We start from the raw sequence: 19,415 nt of genomic DNA on the forward strand, positions 1-19,415 counted from the left end.
AGGGCGAGCAACTAGGCTCGAACCGATGAGCACCGCACCCGACGCCGCGCCCGCCCAGCCCGCCGCACCCGACGGCCCCGACGGCCGTGGCGATGACGCCACCCCGATCCGGTCCCTGACGGTCCTGCCCGCGCGGCGCGAGGACATCGAGCTCCACACCGCCGACGGCCTGACCCTCGTCGGGGAGCTGGCCCTCCCCGAGCACCGCGCCCCCGCCGCGACGCTGCTCACGCTGCACCCGCTGCCGACCCACGGCGGCTACATGGACTCCCACGTCTACCGCAAGGCCGCGTGGCGCCTCCCGGCGCTCGCGGACCTCGCCGTGCTGCGGTTCAACACGCGGGGCACGTCCTCGCCCCGCGGGACGAGCGAGGGGGCCTTCGACGGCGGGGAGTCCGAGCGCTTCGACGTCGCCGCCGCCATCGAGTACGCCGAGTTCCACGACCTGCCGCACCCGTGGCTCGTCGGGTGGTCGTTCGGCACGGAGCTCGCGCTCAAGCACGGCACGGACCCGGCCGTCGAGGGCGCGATCCTCCTCTCGCCACCGCTGCACCGCGCCACGGACGAGGACCTCGACCGCTGGGACGCGTTCGGCAAGCCGCTCGTCGTGCTCGTCCCCGAGCTCGACGACTACCTCCGCCCGGACGAGGCGCGCCGTCGGTTCGCCCGCGTGCGGCAGGCGGAGGTCATCGCGGTCGACGACGCGAAGCACCTGTGGGTGGGCGAGTCGTCGGTGCGCCGCGTGCTCGACGAGATCGTCGGGCACGTCCTGCCCGACCACCCGCTCCCGCTGCCGACGACGTGGTCCGGCTCCGCCGGGGCGGCGAGCGCCGCCGAGCAGGACACCGAGAACACCGACCAGGCGAGCTACGACGCGAGCCGGGAGGACGGGGCCGCGGACTGATCCGCTCCCGCAGCGGCAGGGAGGCCCTGTTCGTGGCAGCGTGGAGGGTGGCCCGTCCCGCGCGACCGGCAGGGGGACGCAGCACCGACGACAGAAGGAGCGCACGTGACGACCGCACGGTCCCAGGGACGGCTCGAGACCTTCACCCTCCGCGACGGGTCCGGCCTGCCGCTCGTCCTCCTGCACGGCTTCCCCGTCGACCACCGGATGTGGTCGGACGTCGCGGAGGCCTTCCCCGGTGAGCCGACCGTCCTCGCGGTGGACCTGCCGGGTCTCGGACAGAGCCCGCTCGGGGCGGAGCCGCCGTCGATCGAGGCGGCGGCGGACGCGACCGCCGAGGCGCTGGGCCGGGCGGGCGTCGCGCGCGCCGTCGTCGCGGGGCTCTCCATGGGCGGGTACGTCGCCCTCGCGCTCGCGGAGCGGTACCCCGACCTCGTCGCCGGTCTCGGGCTCGTCGACACGAAGTCCACCGCCGACACCGACGAGGCGCGCGCGAACCGGCTGCGCATCGCCGACCGCGTGGCGTCGGAGCAGACCGTCGACGCCGTCCTCGGCATGCCGGGGGTGCTCCTCGGCGAGACGAGCAAGACGGTGCGCAAGCACCTGACGTCCCGTCTCGAGGAGTGGATCCGTGGCCAGCGGGCCGCGGGCGTCGCGTGGTCGCAGCGGGCCATGGCGGCGCGCCCCGACCGGACGCACGTGCTCGAGGCGTTCGCCGGTCCGGTCGCGGTGGTCGTCGGCGAGGAGGACCAGGTCACGCCGGTCGCCGAGGCCGAGCACATGGCCTCCGCGGCACCGCACGCGCAGCTCGTCCAGGTCCAGGGCGCGGGGCACATGAGCGCGCTCGAGGACCCTGCCGCGGTCGCGGACGCTCTCGCGGACCTCCTGGCGCGCGCGGCGTCCTGACCGGCGGACCCGGCCGGGAAGACCTGCGGCGTCAGGAGCCGTCGAGGACCAGGGCGAGCGCGTCGGCGAGGTCGATCGACTCGCCGTCCCGCCCGCCCTTGCCGAGCACGAGCGGCGGGTCCGACGGCGTGAGCGTCGCACCGCGCACGCGCGCGGCGAGGCTGGCCGGGACACCGAGGACGTAGAACGCGCCGTCGGTGCCGACGGCCACGGACCGGTTCTTGCGCAGGTACCAGCCGCGCACCGGGGTGCGGTACGTCGCCCGGCCGTCGAACGACCGCGCACGCAGCGCCTCGGGCTCGAGACCACGGTCCCGGGCGCGCTCGACGAAGTCGGCGAGCAGCGCACGCGCCGCCGCCGACTCCTGCGCGCGTCGACGGTCCAGCTCCCGCTGCTGGTGCTCCGCCGCCTCCGTCCGCTGCCGGCGCCAGGCGTCCGCGTCGGCAGCGGTGCTGCCGTCCGTCACCGGTCAGGCCTTGGCGGGCGCGTCGGTCTCGCGGTCCGAGGGCGCCGGGACCTTCGGGGTCCCGCGCCGGGGGGCCTGGACCGTGGCGACGGGCTTCGCCTGCTCCTCGGTGACCTCGGGGACCTCGGCCGTCACGAGCTGCGCGGCCCGCGCCTGCTGCGCGGGCGTGCCCGCCGGGACGGCGTCGGCCCGCGGCGTGGCCTTGGAGGCGGCCTCCGTGTCGCTGGCGAGCAGGCCGCGGAGCTCGTCGAGGTAGGTGTTGATCGAGTCGTGCTGGCGCGTGAGGTCCTCGAGCTGGCGCTGGGCGACGGCGCGCTGCTGCTCGGCCTCCGCCTTCGCGTCGCCCACCGTCTGCTCCGCGAACTCGCGCGCCTCGGCGACGACCCGGTCCGCGTTGCGCCGGGCGTTCTGCATGAGCTCCTTGACGTACGCGTCCGACTCGGCGCGCACCTTCTCGGCCTGCTCGAGGGCGAGGGCCACGCGCTTCTCGGCCTCGGCGGCGTGCTCCTCCGCGGTCGCGACGAGCTTCTCGGTCTCGGTCTTCGCGGCGACGTGACGCGCGGCGTTCTCCTGCTCGGCCTCCTCGCGACGACGGACCACCTCGAGCTCGGCGTCGGCGAGCGCGGTCCGGGCCCGGTCGCGGAGCTCCTCCATCTCGGACGTGACGGCGTTCGCGGCTTCCGACGCCTGGCGCTGGGCCTCGTCGACCTGGCGCTGGGCCTCGCGCCGTGCGTTCTCCAGCAGCTCCGACGTCTCGCGGTCCGCCGCCTCGCGCTGCGCCGCGGTCTCGGCCGCGACCCGCGCACGCAGCTCCGCGGCCTCGCGCTCCGTGCCGACGCGCAGCTCCGTCGTCTCGCGCTCGACGGACGCGCGCAGCGTGCCCAGCTCGCGCTCGAGCGACGCCCTGCGCTCGCTCTCCTCCGTCGCGATCGCGCTCTGGATGCGCGCGGCCTCGCGCTCCGCGGACCCGACGAGCTCCTCGGCGCGTCGCTGCGCACCGACGAGCGTGCTCTCGACCTCGGAGGCGCTCGTGCTGCGGATCTCCTCCGCCTCGAGGCGGGCGCTGTTGAGCATCTCCGCGACCTCGTTCTCGGCGCGGGAGCGGACCTGCCCGGCCGACAGCTTCGCGCGCGCCATGATGTCGGCGGCCTGCGCGTTCGCCTGGGAGAGGATGTCCGCGGACTGCTCCTCGGCGGACCGCATGAGCTGCTCGATCCGCGACCCGAGCCCCGCGTACGACGGGCGGTCCGCCTCGCGCAGCTGGCGCTGCGCGTCCCCGAGCTCGGTCGTCAGCTGCATGATCCGGCCGTCGGACGACTCGAGCCGTGAGCGCGCGTCCTCGAGCGCCTTCTCCAGCTTCGCGAGCTGGGCCTCGACCTGGACGCGGTCGTACCCGCGCATGGTGATGGGGAAGAGCGTGCGCTCGTCGGACACGTCGATGACCTCCGGTGTGGTTCGTCGTGGACTCCACCGCTGGGCGAGGTGGCCTCCAGCGCTGGTCGGAGGGCGGCGGTCCGCGCCGCGGCCCCACGTGGTCCGTCCAGGATACGGGGAGGGCCGCTGTCCTGAATACCCGGAATGGCTCACACGACGAGGGGTGCGGGGACGTCCCCCGAGGCGACGCCGGGCCCCCCGCGCCCGGCCCTGCCCACCGCTCGCCGGGCTCGTGCCGTGCCGTCGTGACAGCCTGGGGACCGGCTCGCGGCCGTGTCGTGAACGGTTGGTGAGAGATCCACAGCGAGCGCCCGACGGTCGATCGACGCGGGCGTTCGCACCTATCCTTGAACGTCGGTCGACGAAGGGAACACTCGGTGCTGCAACGAATCATCGCCGCCGTCCTGATCGTGGGAGGGCTCGTCGCGGTGGGTCTCGGCGTCGCGTCCGCCACGGTCTGGCGGGACAGCGACACGGTCGCCGCGACCACGGCGTTCGACGGCGACGGCACGCTGCTCGTCACCGAGCCCGGGGTCCTGGACCTCGTGGACGACGGCGTGACGATCCGCGCGACGGTGCCCGACGAGCAGCAGGTGACCCTGGCGATCGGTCGCGAGGTCGACGTCACGGGGTGGGTCGGTGACGACCCGCACGGCGTCGTGACCGGTCTCTCGGACTGGGACCGCCTCGCCACGAGCGCCGTCGTCCCGGAGGACCCGGAGGCCGAGGAGCCCGCGGACGGCGAGGCCTCGACCGAGACCCCCGCCGAGGGCGAGGCGCCGGCCGAGGACGCTCCCGCCGAGGGCGAGAGCCCCGCGGAGGGCGAGACGCCCGCCGAGGGAGAGGCCCCGGCCGAGGAGGAGCCCGTCGTCGGCGTCGACCCGGCCGGCTCCGACATGTGGGTCGCCGAGACCACCGGGACCGGTTCCGTGACCCTGCGCTGGGACGACCAGCCCGGGCGCTGGCAGCTCCTCGCCGCCGGCGTGGGAGAGGGCGCGGTCGCGCCGACGGTCGAGCTCTCGTGGCCGCGCGAGGTCGAGACGCCCTACCTGTGGCCCGGCGTGGTCGGCGGGATCGTCCTGATCCTGCTCGGCCTGGGGATCGGCGCCGCGGCGATGCGCCCGAAGCGCAAGACCACCGGCCGCCGGTCGTCGACCGGCGCGACGCCTGTGGTGGGTGGCGCACCGGCCTCGTCCGGTCAGGGGCCGGACGGCGCCCCGGGCGAGGCGCCGACCGACACCGCGCAGGTCCGGATGCTCACGCGCCGCGAGCCTGCGCGAGCGCGAGGAGGCCGACCGGCTGGCCGAGCAGCAGACCAAGGCGCAGAAGCCGCGGCGCGCGTGGCTGACCGGGCAGATCCCGGTCGTGCCGCGCGACCGTCGCCCCAAGACCGCCGCGCAGCCCGCCGTCGACCCGGCCGTCGCCCACCCGACGGAGCAGGACAGCGCGGTGACCCGTGCCGACGCCTGGCGTCGCACGTGGGGCTTCAGCGCCGGTGCGTCGGCGCCCGAGGCCACGCGCGACGAGGACGAGACGAAGGACGCCACACGATGAGCACGCAGCACCGCACCACCGCCCGCCCCCACCGCGCCCGCCTCGCGGCGGTCGCGGCGGCCGCCGGCATGGCCCTGCTCGCGGGCTGCGCCGCGCCGCTCCCGACGCCGCAGCCCGAGGAGACCGCCGCGACCCCGCCGCCCGTGCTCGACGAGACGCAGCAGGCCGACGTCCTCGCGGCGGTCGGCACGACGCTCGAGGAGGCCGGTGCCGCCACGGACCCGGCCCTGCTCAAGGAGCGCGTCTCCGGGCCGGCGCTCGCCATCCGCACGAGCCAGCTCAAGGTCGCCAAGGCGCGCGGCAACGACGACCTGGTGACGGAGCTGCCGACCGACGTCCAGCAGGTCGTCATCCCGACGACGCAGACGTGGCCCCGCACGTCGTACGGCGTGAGCGTGCAGCCCGAGAGCCTCCAGCCCCCGCGCCTCAGCGTCTACGAGCAGGCCGGCGCGCGCGACGAGTACGAGCTGTGGGGCTGGGTGCGGCTCTTCCCCAGCACGACCCTGCCGAGCTTCGCGGCGCCGACGCTCGGGAGCGAGGCCGTCGCCCCCGACGACGACTCGCTGCTCGTCACGCCCACGGACGCCGTCGCGCAGTACGCCGACGTCCTCAACGTGGGGTCGTCGTCGAGCTTCGCGAAGTCGTTCCCGGACGACTCGTTCCGCGCCCAGCTCGCCGAGCGCGCCAAGGTGTGGACGGACGCGCTCGCCCCGGCGGCGGGGAAGTACACCCTGACCTTCACGCCGGACCCGGACCAGCCCGTCCGGTCCGTGCGCACGGCGGACGGCGGCGCGCTCGTCGTCGGCACGCTCACGTCCGCGGAGTCCATGACGGCCGAGGAGGGGGCGCAGGTCCCGCCGGACACGGAGTCGGTGAAGGCCCTCTTCGGCTCCGCGGGGACGACGAACGTCCTCAAGGTCGAGTACCGCGACGTCGTGGCGATCTACGTGCCGCCGGCGGGCTCGGAGGAGCAGATGCGGGTGCTCGGCACGGAGCACGTCGCGACGTCGGCGGCCAACGCCTGACGCTCCGTAGGATGCACCCATGAGCGAACCCACCCAGCCCACCTTCGACGTGCGCGGCGCGGTCGACCTGTCCGCGCTCACCCGCCCGCAGGCCCCTCCGCCCGGTACGGAGGGCGGTGCGCCGGCGGCGGGAGGCTACGTCGTCGACGTCACCGACGAGACGTTCCCGCAGCTCGTCCAGGACTCCACGCAGTACCCGGTCGTCGTGCTGCTGTGGATCCCGACGGACCAGGCCAACGCCCAGGTCGGTACGGACCTCGGCGCGCTGGCCGACGAGTACGCCGGCCGCTTCCTGCTCGCTCGGGTCGACGCCCAGGCGTACCCGCAGGTCGCCGCGGCGTTCCAGGTCCAGGGCGTCCCGACCGTGGTGGCCGTGCTGCAGGGTCAGCCGCTGCCGCTCTTCCAGGGAGCCGCGCCCGTGGAGCAGATCCGCGAGGTGCTCGACCAGGTGCTCCAGGCCGCCGAGGCCAACGGCGTCACGGGCCGGGTCCCGTCCCCGGACGGCGCGCCCGCCGACGACGTCGCGGAGCCGGTCGCCGAGCCCGAGCCCGAGCTGCCGCCGCTGCACCAGGAGGCGTACGACGCGATCGAGCGCGACGACCTCGACTCGGCGGTCGCCGCGTACGAGAAGGCCATCAAGCAGGACCCGAAGGACGCCCTCGCCGTCGCGGGCCTCGCGCAGGTCCACCTCCTGCGCCGGACGCGGGACGCCGACCTGGGCGCCGTGCGGGCGGCCGCGGCCGCGGCACCGTCGGACGTCGACGCCCAGCTCGCCGTCGCCGACCTGGACCTCCTCGGCGGCAAGGTCGACGACGCGCTCGGCCGCCTGCTGGACCTCCTGCCCGGCGCGGACGCGGACGCGAAGGAGAAGATCCGCGTCCGCCTCCTCGACTACTTCGAGGTCGTCGGCCCCGCCGACCCCCGCGTCGGCAAGGCCCGTCAGCGCCTGGCGATCAGCCTCTACTGACACGCGAGCAGCCCGGAGGCGGCCCGGTCACCTCACGAGGTGACCGGGCCGCCGTCGTCCCCGCCGCGGCGGACCGGGGCTATGCCGGCACGAGGTACAGCGCACCGAGCGGCGGCACGCGCAGCAGGGCGGAGTGCGCCCGGCCCTTCCACGGCACGGCCTCCGCCTCCACCGTGCCGAGGTTCCCGACACCCGACCCGCCGTACACCTCGGCGTCGGTGTTGAGCACCTCGCGCCACGCGCCGCCGGCGGGCAGCGCGACCCGGTAGCCCTCGTGCGGCGTCCCGGCGAAGTTCACGACGACGGCCACCTGGCCGCCGTCGCGCCCGCGCCGCACGTACGCGAGCACGTTGTGCCCGGCGTCGTCCGCGTCGAGCCACTCGAACCCCGACGGGTCGTGGTCGAGCTCCCACAGCGCGGGCGTCGCGCGGTAGAGCGCGTTGAGGTCGCGCACGGCGCGCTGCACCCCGGCCCGGCCGGGGTCGGCGGCGAGGCCGTCCCAGTCGAGCGAGCGTCCTTCGTTCCACTCGGTGTGCTGGCCGATCTCGCTGCCCATGAAGAGCAGCTGCTTCCCGGGGTGCGACCACTGGTAGGCCAGAAAGGCGCGCACGCCCGCCCGCTTCTGCCAGTCGTCGCCGGGCATCTTGCCGTAGAGCGAGCCCTTGCCGTGCACGACCTCGTCGTGGCTGATGGGGAGCACGAACTGCTCGGAGTACGCGTAGACCATCGAGAAGGTGATCTCGTGGTGGTGGTAGCGCCGGTTGATCGGCTCCTCGGCGACGTAGCGCAGGGAGTCGTTCATCCAGCCCATGTTCCACTTGAGCCCGAAGCCGAGGCCGCCCGCGGAGGTGGGCCGCGTGACGCCGGGCCACGCCGTGGACTCCTCCGCGATCATCATGACGCCCGGCGTGCGGCGGTAGGCGGTCGCGTTGGTCTCCTGGAGGAACGCGATGGCCTCGAGGTTCTCGCGACCGCCGTGCACGTTGGGATGCCACTGCCCGGGGCCGCGCGAGTAGTCGAGGTAGAGCATCGAGGCGACGGCGTCGACGCGCAGCGCGTCGACGTGGAACTCCTCGAACCAGTAGGTCGCGTTCGCGACGAGGAAGTTGCGCACCTCGTTGCGCCCGAAGTCGAAGACGAACGTGCCCCAGTCGGGCTGCTCCCCGCGCAGGGGGTCGGCGTGCTCGTACAGCGGAGTGCCGTCGAAGCGGGCGAGCGCCCACTCGTCGCGGGGGAAGTGGGCGGGCACCCAGTCGACGATGACGCCGACCCCCGCGGCGTGCAGGCGGTCGACGAGGTACCGGAAGTCGTCGGGGTGGCCGAAGCGGGACGTGGGCGCGTAGTAGCCGGTGACCTGGTAGCCCCACGAGCCGCCGAACGGGTGCTCGGCGACGGGCAGGAGCTCGACGTGCGTGAAGCCCTGCTCGACCACGTAGCCGGTGAGCTGGTCCGCGAGGTCCCGGTACGACAGCCCCTGCCGCCACGAGCCGAGGTGGACCTCGTAGACGCTCAGGGGCCCGGAGTGCGGGTCCCGCGTCGCGCGGTCGGCGAGCCAGGCGTCGTCGGACCACGAGTAGGCGGACTCGACGACGACGCTCGCGGTGGCGGGCGGGACCTCCGCGGCCTTCGCGAGGGGGTCGGCCTTCTGCCGCCACGAGCCGTCCGGGCCGAGGATCTCGTACTTGTACCGGGCGCCCCCGCCCACGCCGGGGACGAAGAGCTCCCAGACGCCGGTCGACCCGAGCGAGCGCATGGGGTGCGTGGCGCCCCACCCGTTGAAGTCGCCGATGACGCGCACCGCGCGCGCGTTCGGCGCCCACACGGCGAACGCGGTGCCGGTCGTCGCGCCGAGCACGCTGGGGAACGACCGCACGTTCGCGCCGAGCGCGGTCCAGAGCTGCTCGTGGCGGCCCTCGCGGATGAGGTGCTGGTCCACCTCGCCGACGGTCGGCAGGAAGCGGTACGGGTCGTCCCCGGTCGTGGTCTGGTCGCCGTACCGCGCACGGACCCGGTAGTCCGGCGCGTGGCGCGCACCGGCGTCGTCCACGGGAGCCGGCACGACGGCGGCCCACACCCCGTCCTGCTCGTGCACGGCCGGGTGCTCGCCGTCGAGCGTGACGACCACGACCTCGTCGGCGAGGGGGCGCAGCACGCGCACGACGGCGCGCGCGTCGTCGGGGTCGGGTCCCAGGTGCGGGCCCAGCACGGCGTGGGGGTCGAACGTCCGTCCGGACGCGGTCGCGGCGAGCGCCTCCGGTGGTGCGACGACGGGAGGCGGGGTGGTGGATTCGGCAGGCCCGGTCATGGGCCAACCTTTCCACGGACCCGTTTCCCCCACCTGACGGGCTCGCCGGTCAGGACCGCGTGGCGTGCTCCGCGCGCCCGCCTCACCCGTTCCCGGCGAGCAGCCGGTCGACCGCGGCGAGCGGGATCGGCTCCCAGTCGGGCCGGTTGCGGGACTCGTACACGACCTCGTAGAGCGCCTTGTCGAGCGTGAGCGCGCGCACGAGGGCCTCGGACGTGTCCCGGTCGACGCCCGCGGTGTCGGCCCGCGCGTAGGCGTCGAGGAAGGCGCTGCGCGCCTGCACGGCCCAGCCGGGGTTCGTCGCGCGGCCCACCGCCGCGGCGTAGTCGAAGGAGCGGACGATCCCGGCGACGTCGCGCAGGGCGAGGTCGGGACGCGTGCGCTCGGCGACGGGCCGCAGGGGCTCGCCCTCGAAGTCGAGCACCTTCCACCCGAACCGGCGGGCGTGCAGCACCTGCCCGAGGTGCAGGTCGCCGTGCACGGTCTGGAGCCGGGGCAGGGCGTCGGGGACCTGTTCGACGGCCTCGAGGCGCGCGGCCGTGCGGTCCCAGAACTCCGCGACGGCGTCGGCGCGCCGGGAGAGCGCGCGCGACGACGCGACCGCCTCCTCGGAGCGCCGGCGCAGGTCGGCGACGAGCCAGCCCGCGTCCACGGGCGACCCGACGCCGAACGCGTCGCGCAGCGCCGCGTGCAGGTCGGCGAGGAGCCGGCCGAGGTCGACCGCGAGGTCGGCGAACGACTCGTCCTGGCCCGCGTACGCGCACGCGAGGTCGAAGCCGTCGCGCGCGCCCTCCACGAACTCGCTGAGGATCGCGAGGTGCGCCGAGCGCACGGGCGTGCCCGAGCTCTCGGGCGCGGGTTCCGCGACGGCTGCCGGCACCGCCGCCCCGGTGCGCGTCGGGGCGTCGTCCTCGGGTCCCCACGTGACCTCGAGCCAGGCGAGCGGCCGGGGCACGCCCGACCACCCCTGCGCGCCGAGCGCGCGCGGGATCGTCAGGTCGGGGTTCGGGCCGATCGCGATGGCCCGCAGGACCTTGAGCATCGTGCCGCCCGCCGTCCCGGGCAGGAGCACCGAGCTGTTCGACTGCTCGACGGCGAGCGCACGACCGCCCTCGAGGTCCACCGGGCCGGGCTCGTCGCCGTCCCACGTCGACGCTGCGAGGAGCGCCGCCCAGCCGGCGGGGTGCGCGGCGCCGTCGTGCACGACCCACGGGACGCCGTCCTCGGTCACCTCGCCGATGCGGGACGGACCGCCGGTCGCCGCCGCTCCGGCGGGCTCGAGGACCACGGGGACCTGGACCACGAGGTCCACGCCGTCCCCGACGAGCCGCAGCAGGTGCAGGTCGACGCGCGGCGCCGCGCTCGGCGAGGGCTGCGTCCCGTCGGGGTCGTCGAGCGCGTACGAGACCCACGGGACGTGGCGCACCTCGACACCCTTGACGGGGTACCAGCGCCGTGCGGGGAGCCAGTCGTCCAGGAGTGCGAGCAGCGCGGGCGAGGGCGGGTCGGTCCGTCGAACGGGCACGCGTCTCCTTCAGGTCGTCGGTGGTCTCCCATGGCACCACGGGACCGCGTCGCGCGCCGCGCGGGCGGGCCGTCGCGTGGGTGGCACGTGCGACGGTGTGCTCGTCACGGCGGTCGCCGTGGCGAGCACGCACCGACCGGAGGACGGACCATGGACTGCGAGCACCACGACGTACGCCTGACGAGCGAGTCGGTGCCGCTGCGGCACGTCGTCTCGATCGTCAACTGGTTCACGTGCGCGGCGTGCGGCGAACGGGCGGCGGTGGTGGAGAAGGCCGCGATGTTCGAGCTCGGTCAGTCGTCCTCGTCCCGCTGGCCCACCACGAGCCAGTAGAAGTCGCGCGAGCCCCACGTCATGGACACCGTGCCGTCCTCGCCGACGTCGGGGAAGCGCGCGCCGCCGAAGACGTCGGTGAGGGTCGCCCCCGCGTGGCCGTCCAGCCGGACGGTCGCCGAGCGCGCCGTCGCGGACAGGTTCGCGACGCACAGGAGCGTCTCGTCCGAGGTGCGGCGCAGGAACGCGAGGATCGACTCGTTGTCGCACTCGAGCGCCACGAAGTCCCCGGTGCCGAACGCCGGGTGGCGGCGCCGGACCTTGAGCATGCCGTGCACCCAGTGCAGCAGGGACGTGGACTGCTCGAGCTGCGCCTCGACGTTGACGTACCCGTAGTGGTGCACGAGCGACTGGACGAGCGGCAGGTACAGCTTGCCGGGGTCGGCCGTCGAGAACCCGGCGTTGCGGTCGGGGGTCCACTGCATGGGCGTGCGCACGGCGTCGCGGTCGGGGAGCCAGATGTTGTCGCCCATCCCGATCTCGTCGCCGTAGTAGAGGCACGGGCTGCCCGGCAGCGAGAGCAGGAGCGCGTGGGCGAGCTCGACCTCCTTGCGCGAGTTGTCGAGGAGCGTCGCGAGCCGGCGCCGGATGCCGACGTTCGCGCGCATGCGGGGGTCCTGCGCGTACCAGCCGTACATCGACGCGCGCTCCTCGGTGGAGACCATCTCGAGCGTGAGCTCGTCGTGGTTGCGCAGGAACGTGCTCCACTGCGCCCCGGGCGGGATGTCGGGCGTGTCCGCGAGGATCTCGAGGACCTGGTTCGCCCGCTGGTCGCGGATCGCGTAGAAGATGCGCGGCATCACCGGGAAGTGGAAGCACATGTGGCACTCCGGCTCCTCCTCGGTGCCGAAGTAGTCCACCACGTCGCGCGGCCACTGGTTGGCCTCGGCGAGGAGGATCCGGCCGGGGAACTCCGTGTCCACCATCTTCCGCACGCGACGCAGGAAGTCGTGCGTGCGGGGGAGGTTCTCGCAGTTCGTGCCCTCCTCCTCGTACAGGTACGGCACGGCGTCGAGCCGGAACCCGTCGACACCCATCTGCAGCCAGAAGCGGGCGACGTCGAGCATCGAGTCCGCGACGCGCGGGTTCTCGAAGTTGAGGTCCGGCTGGTGGGAGAAGAACCGGTGCCAGAAGTACTGGCGCCGGACGGGGTCGAACGTCCAGTTCGACGTCTCGGTGTCGACGAAGATGATGCGCGCGTCGGGGTAGCGCGAGTCGTCGTCGCTCCAGACGTAGAAGTCGCCGTACGGGCCTTCGGGGTCGGCGCGCGACGCCTGGAACCACGGGTGCTGGTCGCTCGTGTGGTTCATGACGAGGTCGATGACGACGCGGATCCCGCGCACGTGCGCCTCGCGGACGAGCTCGGCGAAGTCGGACGTCGACCCGTACTGCGGCGCGATGGCGGTGTAGTCGGACACGTCGTACCCGCCGTCGCGCAGCGGCGACGGGAAGAACGGCGGCAGCCAGAGCGCGTCGATGCCGAGCCACTGGAGGTAGTCGAGGCGGTCGACCAGACCGCGCAGGTCGCCCGTGCCCGAGCCGTCGGAGTCGGAGAACGCACGCACGATGACCTCGTAGAACACCGCCGTGCGGTACCAGTCCGGGTCGTCGGAGAGGCCGGGACGTGTCTCGGTCGTCGCGACCGGCTGGCGGCGCGGCGGCAGCGCCGCCATCGGGACGGGGGCCGTGATCGGCGGCACCGGCGCCGGTCCGGCGACCACGCCCCGGTTCTGCACGGGCACGCCCGCGACCCAGGTGGTCCCGCCGTCGTCGCCGCGCCCGACCGAGGGCGGCATCATGCCTGCCTCACGTGCACGACGTGCGCGACCTGGCGCATCGGCTCGAGCCGGACGTAGACGTTCTCGCCCCAGCCGAAGCTCTCGCCCGACAGCTCGTCGTGCGCGACGAACGACGGTGACCACGGGTCGTGGCCGACCGGGGGTACGGGCAGGCCGAGCGTGGCCGGGTCGAGGTGCACGTCCGACTCCTGGGGCGAGTGGGGGTCGAGGTTCACCACGACGACGACCGTGTCCGCCTCGCCCGTCGGGGAGTGCTCGGCGGGCAGGTGGCGCGAGAAGGCCAGCACCTGGTCGTTCGTCGTGGGGTGGACCGTGAGGTTGCGCAGCTGCCGCAGGGCGGGGTGGTCGCGGCGGATCTCGTTGAGCCGCGTGAGCAGCGTCGAGATCCCGATCTCCTCGGCGGCGGCCCAGTCGCGCGGCTTGTACTCGTACTTCTCGTTGTCGATCTGCTCCTCGACGCCCGGTCGCGGGACGTTCTCGACGAGCTCGTAGCCGGAGTAGATGCCCCAGGTCGGCGAGCCGAGCGCCGCGAGCACCGCGCGCACCGCGAACCCGGCCACCCCGCCGTGCTGGAGGTACGGCGGGAGGATGTCGTGCGTCGTCGGCCAGAACGACGGGCGCATGTACGCGCCCGCGGGCCCCGACACCTCCTCGAGGTACTCCGCGAGCTCCGTGCGCGTGTTGCGCCAGGTGAAGTACGTGTACGACTGGTGGAACCCGATGCGCGCGAGCGTGTGCATCATCGCGGGCTTGGTGAACGCCTCCGACAGGAAGATCACCTCGGGGTTCGTGCGCCGCACCTCGGCGAGCAGCCACTCCCAGAAGTCGAGGGGCTTGGTGTGCGGGTTGTCGACGCGGAACGCGGTCACGCCGCGCGCGATCCACACGCGCACGACGCGCAGCACCTCGGCGTAGATGCCCGCCGGGTCGTTGTCGAAGTTCAGCGGGTAGATGTCCTGGTACTTCTTCGGCGGGTTCTCGGCGTACGCGATCGAGCCGTCGGCGCGCGTCGTGAACCACTCCGGGTGCTCCGTCACCCACGGGTGGTCCGGGGAGCACTGCAGCGCGAGGTCGATCGCGACCTCGAGCCCGTTCCGCCGGGCCTCCTTGACGAACGCCTTGAACGTCCGCTCGCTGCCCAGCTCGGGGTGGATCGCGTCGTGGCCGCCGTCCTTCGAGCCGATCGCGTACGGGCTGCCCGGGTCGCCCGGCAGCGCCGTGAGCGAGTTGTTGCGGCCCTTGCGGTGGGTCGTGCCGATCGGGTGGACCGGCGTGAGGTAGACGACGTCGAAGCCCATCGCCGCGATCGCGGGCAGCCGGCGGGCCGCGCTCGTGAACGTGCCCGACCGCCAGCGGCCGTCCTTGAGCCGGCGTGCGCCCTCCGAGCGCGGGAACATCTCGTACCACGCGCCCGCGAGCGCGAGCGGCCGCTCCACACGCAGGTCGTACGTGGCCGACGCCGTCACGTGGTCGCGCAGCGGCTCGCGGTCCAGGGCGTCGCGGACCTCGGGGGCCGTCGCCGCGGCGAGGCGCGCGAGCGCCGGGCGGCTCGCGTCGGCGAGCGCGGCGGCGGCGTCGGCGAGCGTGCGCGCGTCGGCGGGGTCACGGGGCGGACGCGCGCTCGCGGGCTCGGCCGGTGCCGTGGTCGAGGAAGCGTGCCGCCCGCCCGGCGCCGCGCCGTCGGCCAGGATGCGGTCGAAGAGCCGCACGCCCTCGTCGAGCATGAGGTCGACGTCGACGCCCGCCTCGATCTTGATCGTCGCGTCGTGCAGCCACGTCCCGTAGGGGTCGCTCCACGCCTCGACACGCAGGGACCAGGGGCCCTCGACGTCGGGGTGGAGCGTCGCGCGGAACCGGTCGAGCCCCGGTGCCACGTCCACCATGCGCGCGGTGCGCTCCGACCCGTCGGGGGCGACGAGGACCGCGGTCGCCGCGACGGCGTCGTGACCCTCGCGGAACACCGTGGCCTCGATCGGCACCATCTCGCCCACCACGGCCTTGGCGGGCCAGCGCCCGCCCTCGTCGACGGGGGAGACCTTGAGGACGGGGATGCGGCCGATCGGTGTCGCAGGGGCAGGGGAGGGGACGGGCGAGCGGAGGGGGCGCTGGCCGGTGGGGTCGACGTCACACGGACAACGTAGCGAGGGCTGCGGGGGCCCGGCACCTGGGGAGCACTCTCGGCGCGCCGGGAGGTGAGGCCGAGATTTCATGCAAGCGTTACGCCGAGGTGACACGGACGGGGTGTGCCGGGTCGTCGGGCTGCGTAGTCTCGTCCCCGTGAGAGCGATCCGACGGTTCACCGTCCGCACCCTGCTGCCCGCCGCGCTGCGCGACCTCGACGAGCTGGCCCACAACCTGCGCTGGTCGTGGCACGCCCCGACGCACGACCTGTTCGCCGGGATCGACCCCGAGTGCTGGGCGACCGTCCACGGCGACCCCGTCGCGCTGCTCGGCGTGCTCGGTCCCGAGCGGCTCGCGGAGCTCGCCGCCGACGCGGCCTTCGTCGAGCGCGTGCGCGCCGCGGCCGACGACCTGCGCCACTACCTGCAGGACGACCTGTGGTACCAGCAGCAGTCCGCGTCGGGGTCGGCCTCGGCGGACGGCCAGGGCGGTCTGCCGGCCGCCATCGCGTACTTCTCGCCCGAGTTCGGGATCACCTCCGTCCTGCCGCAGTACTCCGGCGGCCTCGGCATCCTCGCGGGCGACCACCTCAAGAGCGCGAGCGACCTGGGCGTGCCGATCGTCGGCGTCGGGCTCCTGTACGGCGCCGGGTACTTCAAGCAGTCCCTCACGCGCGACGGCTGGCAGGTCGAGACCTACCCGCTGCTCGACCCGGACGGGCTGCCCCTCACCCTCCTGCGCGAGGACGACGGGACGCCGGCGCGCGTCTCGCTCGCGCTCCCCGGCGGGCGCGCGCTCCACGCGCACGTGTGGGTCGCGGCCGTCGGCCGCGTGCCGCTGCTGCTCCTCGACTCCAACGTGCCGGGCAACGACGAGGCCGCGCGCAAGGTGACCGACCGCCTGTACGGCGGCGGCGGCGAGCACCGTCTCCAGCAGGAGCTGCTCCTCGGCGTCGGCGGCGTGCGGGCGCTGCGTCTGTGGTCGCGCCTCACCGGCGCCCCGGCCCCGGAGGTCTACCACACGAACGAGGGCCACGCGGGGTTCCTCGGCGTCGAGCGGATCCGCGAGCTCGTCGAGCAGGGCCTGACGTTCGAGGAGGCGCTCGAGGCCGTGCGCGCCGCGACCGTGTTCACGACGCACACCCCCGTCCCGGCAGGCATCGACCGCTTCGGCCGCGACCTCGTCACGCAGTACTTCGGCGGCGACATGGCCGTCGACGGGCTCCCCGTCGACCGGATCCTCGCGCTCGGCGCCGAGGACTACGACGGCGGCGACCCCACGGTGTTCAACATGGCGGTCATGGGCCTGCGGCTCGGCGGCCGCGCCAACGGCGTCTCGCTCCTGCACGGGCAGGTGTCCCGCGGCATGTTCGAGGGCCTGTGGCCGGGGTTCGACGCGCGCGAGGTGCCGATCACGTCGGTGACCAACGGCGTCCACTCGCCCACCTGGGTCGACCCGGCGCTCGCGGCCCTGGAGGCCGAACGGCTCGGGCTCGACGAGCTCACGGCCGACGCCGCGTCGTCGGGCTGGCTCCGGACCGGCCGCGACGGCTCGGGCGACGGGCCCGCGGTGAGCGACGGCGAGCTGTGGGCCATCCGGCGTGAGATGCGCGGCCGGCTCGTGGACGAGGCGCGCCGCCGCGTCCGCAAGTCGTGGCGCGAGCGCGGCGCGAGCCCGGCCGAGCTGGGCTGGGTGGACGACGTCCTGTCGCCCGACGTGCTCACGATCGGGTTCGCGCGCCGCGTGCCCACGTACAAGCGGCTCACGCTCATGCTGCGCGACCCGGCGCGGCTCAAGGCGCTCCTGCTGCACCCCGAGCGTCCCGTGCAGCTCGTCGTCGCGGGCAAGTCGCACCCCGCCGACGACCAGGGCAAGCGCCTCATCCAGCAGCTCGTCCGGTTCACCGACGACCCCGAGGTGCGTCACCGCATCGTGTTCCTGCCGAACTACGACATCGCCATGGCGCAGTCGCTGTACCCGGGCTGCGACGTGTGGCTCAACAACCCGCTGCGTCCGCTGGAGGCCTCGGGGACGTCGGGCATGAAGTCGGCGCTCAACGGCGGACTCAACCTGTCGATCCTCGACGGCTGGTGGGACGAGTGGTTCGACGGCGAGAACGGCTGGGCCATCCCGACCGCCGACGGCGTCGACGACCCGGACCGCCGCGACGACCTCGAGGCCGCGGCGCTCTACGACCTCGTCGAGCAGCAGGTCGCCACGCGCTTCTACGACCGCTCCGCCGACGGGGTGCCCGAGCGGTGGCTCGAGATGGTGCGGCACACGCTCGCGACGCTCGGGCCGAAGGTGCAGGCCACGCGCATGGTCGGCGAGTACGTCACGCGGCTGTACGCGCCCGCGGCCGCCGCCGGGCGGGCGCTCGCCGCCGACGGGCTCGAGCCGGCGCGCGAGCTCGCGCACTGGAAGCGGTCCGTGCGCGACGGCTGGTCCCGCGTGCGCGTCGACCACGTCGACTCGAGCGGCATCAGCGAGGTCCCGCAGGTGGGCGACAGGCTCACGGTGCGCGCGTACGTCTCGCTCGGCGACCTGCGCCCGGAGGACGTCGAGGTGCAGGTCGTGCACGGCCGCGTCACCGAGGCCGACGTCATCGAGGAGTTCACCGCCGAGCCGCTCGCGCTCGCGGAGACCTACGAGGCGGGTCGGCACGCGTTCGCGGGCGAGGTCGTGCTCGAGTCGTCCGGCCCCTTCGGCTACACGGTGCGCGTCGTGCCGCGGCACGAGGGCCTGCCGAGCGTCGCCGAGCTGGGCCTGGTCGCCAACGCCTGACGCCCGCGGCGTGATCGCGAGGTAGAACCCGCGGTCGTGAGGTGGAACCCGGTCCCGAGACAGAGCTCCGGGAGCTCTATCTCGCGGCTGGGGTGTCCATCTCGCGAGGGAGGAGGGTGAGGTAGCGGGCGCGCGTGCGCAGGACGTCGCGGAGCTGGGTGCCGATGCCCTCGACGAACTCCTCGCGGTACACCGCGTCGACCTGGACGGAGATGGCGTAGTAGAGGCCCGTGAACGTGGCGATCGCGACCGACACGCGCAGCAGCGTCTGCGTGACGACGAGCTGCGCTCCCTCGACGCCCGGTCCGCCCGCGAGCGCGAACGACCGCTCCCACGTGCCGCCGTCGACGTCCCACAGCGCCATGACCTCGGGCGTGACGGTGAGCGTGCCGAGCGCCATGAAGAACACCCCCATGCCGAGGCTCACGACGAGCACCTGCAGGAGCTGGCTCGTCGCGATCATCGCCGCGAGGTTCGCCATCTGCCGGCGCGTGAACCGCGCGGCGCGCTCGCCGTCGGGCACCTCGGCGGCGGCGTCGGCGAGCGCCTCGCGCGCCTCGCCGGGCACGCGCAGCGCCACGAAGAGCACGACCAGCAGGAGGAAGAACCCGCCGAGCACGAGGTCCGCGACGCCGTGCGTGCGGTCGAACACCTGCCACACCTCGGCGTTGTAGAACAGCACGAGCGAGAACACGAGGAGCAGTGGCAGCAGGCGCACGAGCCGCAGCAGCGACGCCCCGAGCTCGTCGACCACGCGCGCCAGCCCCCACCACAGCGACGACAGGACCCCGTACCCCACGACCACGCGCACGACACCCAGCAGCGCGAGGTTACCGACCACGGTGAGCAGCGCGTCGGCCCACTGGCCGCCGAACACGAGCGGGAGCAGCGCGGGTGCGAGGACGAAGAACGCGAGCTCGGGCACGCCGACGGACTGCGGCAGCGTCGACCACCGCCGGCCGCGCAGCACGTTGAGCCCCGCGTACGCGGCGCCGACGAGCACGGCCCCGCCGAGCAGGGCGAGCGCGTTGGCCCAGGCGGGCCAGCCCATCCGGACCGCCCCCGACAGCTCCGCGAGCAGCACCACGAGGAGGAACGGCGCGGAGCGCCCGAACACGTCGCGGTCGAGCGAGTGCCCCTCGACGAGCAGGGGCAGGCCGTTGCGGCGGAAGGACCGCTCGCACGCCGCGGCGTCGAGCAGGGCGACGTCGGGCGCAGGGGCCGGGGACGCGTCGTCGGGCACGGTCATGGCCGGGACCCTACCGGCGAACCGTGGGTGGGTCGGCGCGGAC

The 19,415-nt window shown here is 74.4% G+C and carries 13 protein-coding genes; 6 read left to right on the top strand and 7 right to left on the bottom strand.

The window, feature by feature from the left end; all coding sequences use genetic code 11:
- Window positions 1-25: 25 nt before the first annotated feature.
- Window positions 26-904: an alpha/beta hydrolase gene (locus ACWPWV_RS12240; protein ID WP_454043252.1), complete on the top strand. Its 879-nt coding sequence runs from the start codon at window positions 26-28 to the stop codon at window positions 902-904.
- A gap of 105 nt (window positions 905-1,009) precedes the next feature.
- Complete coding sequence (locus ACWPWV_RS12245; protein WP_454043253.1) at window positions 1,010-1,810, top strand: alpha/beta fold hydrolase; 801 nt, start codon at window positions 1,010-1,012, stop codon at window positions 1,808-1,810.
- A gap of 31 nt (window positions 1,811-1,841) precedes the next feature.
- Here ACWPWV_RS12245 and ACWPWV_RS12250 read toward each other — a convergent pair whose 3' ends face one another.
- Both ACWPWV_RS12250 and ACWPWV_RS12255 read right to left on the bottom strand, forming a co-directional pair.
- Window positions 1,842-2,276 carry a hypothetical protein gene (locus ACWPWV_RS12250; RefSeq protein WP_454043254.1) on the bottom strand — a complete coding sequence of 145 codons (435 nt, stop codon included), beginning with the start codon at window positions 2,274-2,276 and terminating at the stop codon, window positions 1,842-1,844.
- Window positions 2,277-2,279: 3 nt separating this feature from the next.
- On the bottom strand, window positions 2,280-3,710 hold the full coding sequence (locus tag ACWPWV_RS12255) for a hypothetical protein (protein WP_454043255.1): 1,431 nt from the start codon (window positions 3,708-3,710) through the stop codon (window positions 2,280-2,282).
- A 377-nt stretch (window positions 3,711-4,087) separates the two neighbouring features.
- On the opposite strand from ACWPWV_RS12255, the gene ACWPWV_RS12260 reads away from it, so the two are divergent.
- Together ACWPWV_RS12260 and ACWPWV_RS12265 are read left to right on the top strand one after the other, a co-directional pair.
- The gene (locus tag ACWPWV_RS12260; RefSeq protein WP_454043256.1) at window positions 4,088-6,289 is read left to right on the top strand and encodes a hypothetical protein; all 2,202 of its coding nucleotides are present in this window, start codon (window positions 4,088-4,090) and stop codon (window positions 6,287-6,289) included.
- 19 nt (window positions 6,290-6,308) lie between these two features.
- Window positions 6,309-7,256 carry a tetratricopeptide repeat protein gene (locus tag ACWPWV_RS12265; RefSeq protein ID WP_454043257.1) on the top strand — a complete coding sequence of 316 codons (948 nt, stop codon included), beginning with the start codon at window positions 6,309-6,311 and terminating at the stop codon, window positions 7,254-7,256.
- A 79-nt stretch (window positions 7,257-7,335) separates the two neighbouring features.
- Here ACWPWV_RS12265 and glgB read toward each other — a convergent pair whose 3' ends face one another.
- The gene (gene glgB / locus ACWPWV_RS12270; protein ID WP_454043258.1) at window positions 7,336-9,561 is read right to left on the bottom strand and encodes a 1,4-alpha-glucan branching protein GlgB; all 2,226 of its coding nucleotides are present in this window, start codon (window positions 9,559-9,561) and stop codon (window positions 7,336-7,338) included.
- 82 nt (window positions 9,562-9,643) lie between these two features.
- Window positions 9,644-11,086, bottom strand: a complete 1,443-nt coding sequence (locus ACWPWV_RS12275; RefSeq protein ID WP_454043259.1) for a maltokinase N-terminal cap-like domain-containing protein — start codon at window positions 11,084-11,086, stop codon at window positions 9,644-9,646.
- A 150-nt stretch (window positions 11,087-11,236) separates the two neighbouring features.
- Between ACWPWV_RS12275 and ACWPWV_RS12280 the strand changes: the two genes are divergently transcribed.
- Entirely contained in the window at window positions 11,237-11,419 is a 183-nt protein-coding gene (locus tag ACWPWV_RS12280; RefSeq protein WP_454043260.1) for a hypothetical protein, read from the top strand.
- Here ACWPWV_RS12280 and treS read toward each other — a convergent pair.
- The gene (gene treS / locus ACWPWV_RS12285) at window positions 11,380-13,092 is read right to left on the bottom strand and encodes a maltose alpha-D-glucosyltransferase (protein WP_454044533.1); all 1,713 of its coding nucleotides are present in this window, start codon (window positions 13,090-13,092) and stop codon (window positions 11,380-11,382) included. The genes ACWPWV_RS12280 and treS overlap by 40 nt on opposite strands.
- Window positions 13,093-13,214: 122 nt before the next feature.
- Window positions 13,215-15,428 carry a maltotransferase domain-containing protein gene (locus tag ACWPWV_RS12290; RefSeq protein WP_454043261.1) on the bottom strand — a complete coding sequence of 738 codons (2,214 nt, stop codon included), beginning with the start codon at window positions 15,426-15,428 and terminating at the stop codon, window positions 13,215-13,217.
- Between the two features lie 67 nt (window positions 15,429-15,495).
- Here ACWPWV_RS12290 and glgP point away from each other — a divergent pair, with 67 nt between their 5' ends.
- Window positions 15,496-18,123, top strand: coding sequence for an alpha-glucan family phosphorylase (glgP, locus tag ACWPWV_RS12295; RefSeq protein WP_454043262.1), 2,628 nt, complete (start codon window positions 15,496-15,498; stop codon window positions 18,121-18,123).
- Window positions 18,124-18,199: 76 nt separating this feature from the next.
- Here the strand turns inward: glgP and ACWPWV_RS12300 are convergent, their stop codons facing one another.
- A complete protein-coding gene (locus tag ACWPWV_RS12300; protein ID WP_454043263.1) occupies window positions 18,200-19,372 on the bottom strand; it encodes a hypothetical protein in 1,173 nt (390 codons plus the stop codon).
- Window positions 19,373-19,415: the final 43 nt, after the last annotated feature.

The organism is Cellulosimicrobium sp. Marseille-Q8652 (genome assembly GCF_965112045.1).

Coding starts and splice junctions, on each gene's coding strand:
- ACWPWV_RS12300 (WP_454043263.1), bottom strand. CDS start 19,372: ATGACCGTGCCCGACGACGCGTCCCCGGCCCCTGCGCCCGACGTCGCC.
- ACWPWV_RS12290 (WP_454043261.1), bottom strand. CDS start 15,428: ATGAAATCTCGGCCTCACCTCCCGGCGCGCCGAGAGTGCTCCCCAGGT.
- ACWPWV_RS12265 (WP_454043257.1), top strand. CDS start 6,309: ATGAGCGAACCCACCCAGCCCACCTTCGACGTGCGCGGCGCGGTCGAC.
- glgB (WP_454043258.1), bottom strand. CDS start 9,561: ATGACCGGGCCTGCCGAATCCACCACCCCGCCTCCCGTCGTCGCACCA.
- treS (WP_454044533.1), bottom strand. CDS start 13,092: ATGGCGGCGCTGCCGCCGCGCCGCCAGCCGGTCGCGACGACCGAGACA.
- ACWPWV_RS12240 (WP_454043252.1), top strand. CDS start 26: ATGAGCACCGCACCCGACGCCGCGCCCGCCCAGCCCGCCGCACCCGAC.
- ACWPWV_RS12280 (WP_454043260.1), top strand. CDS start 11,237: ATGGACTGCGAGCACCACGACGTACGCCTGACGAGCGAGTCGGTGCCG.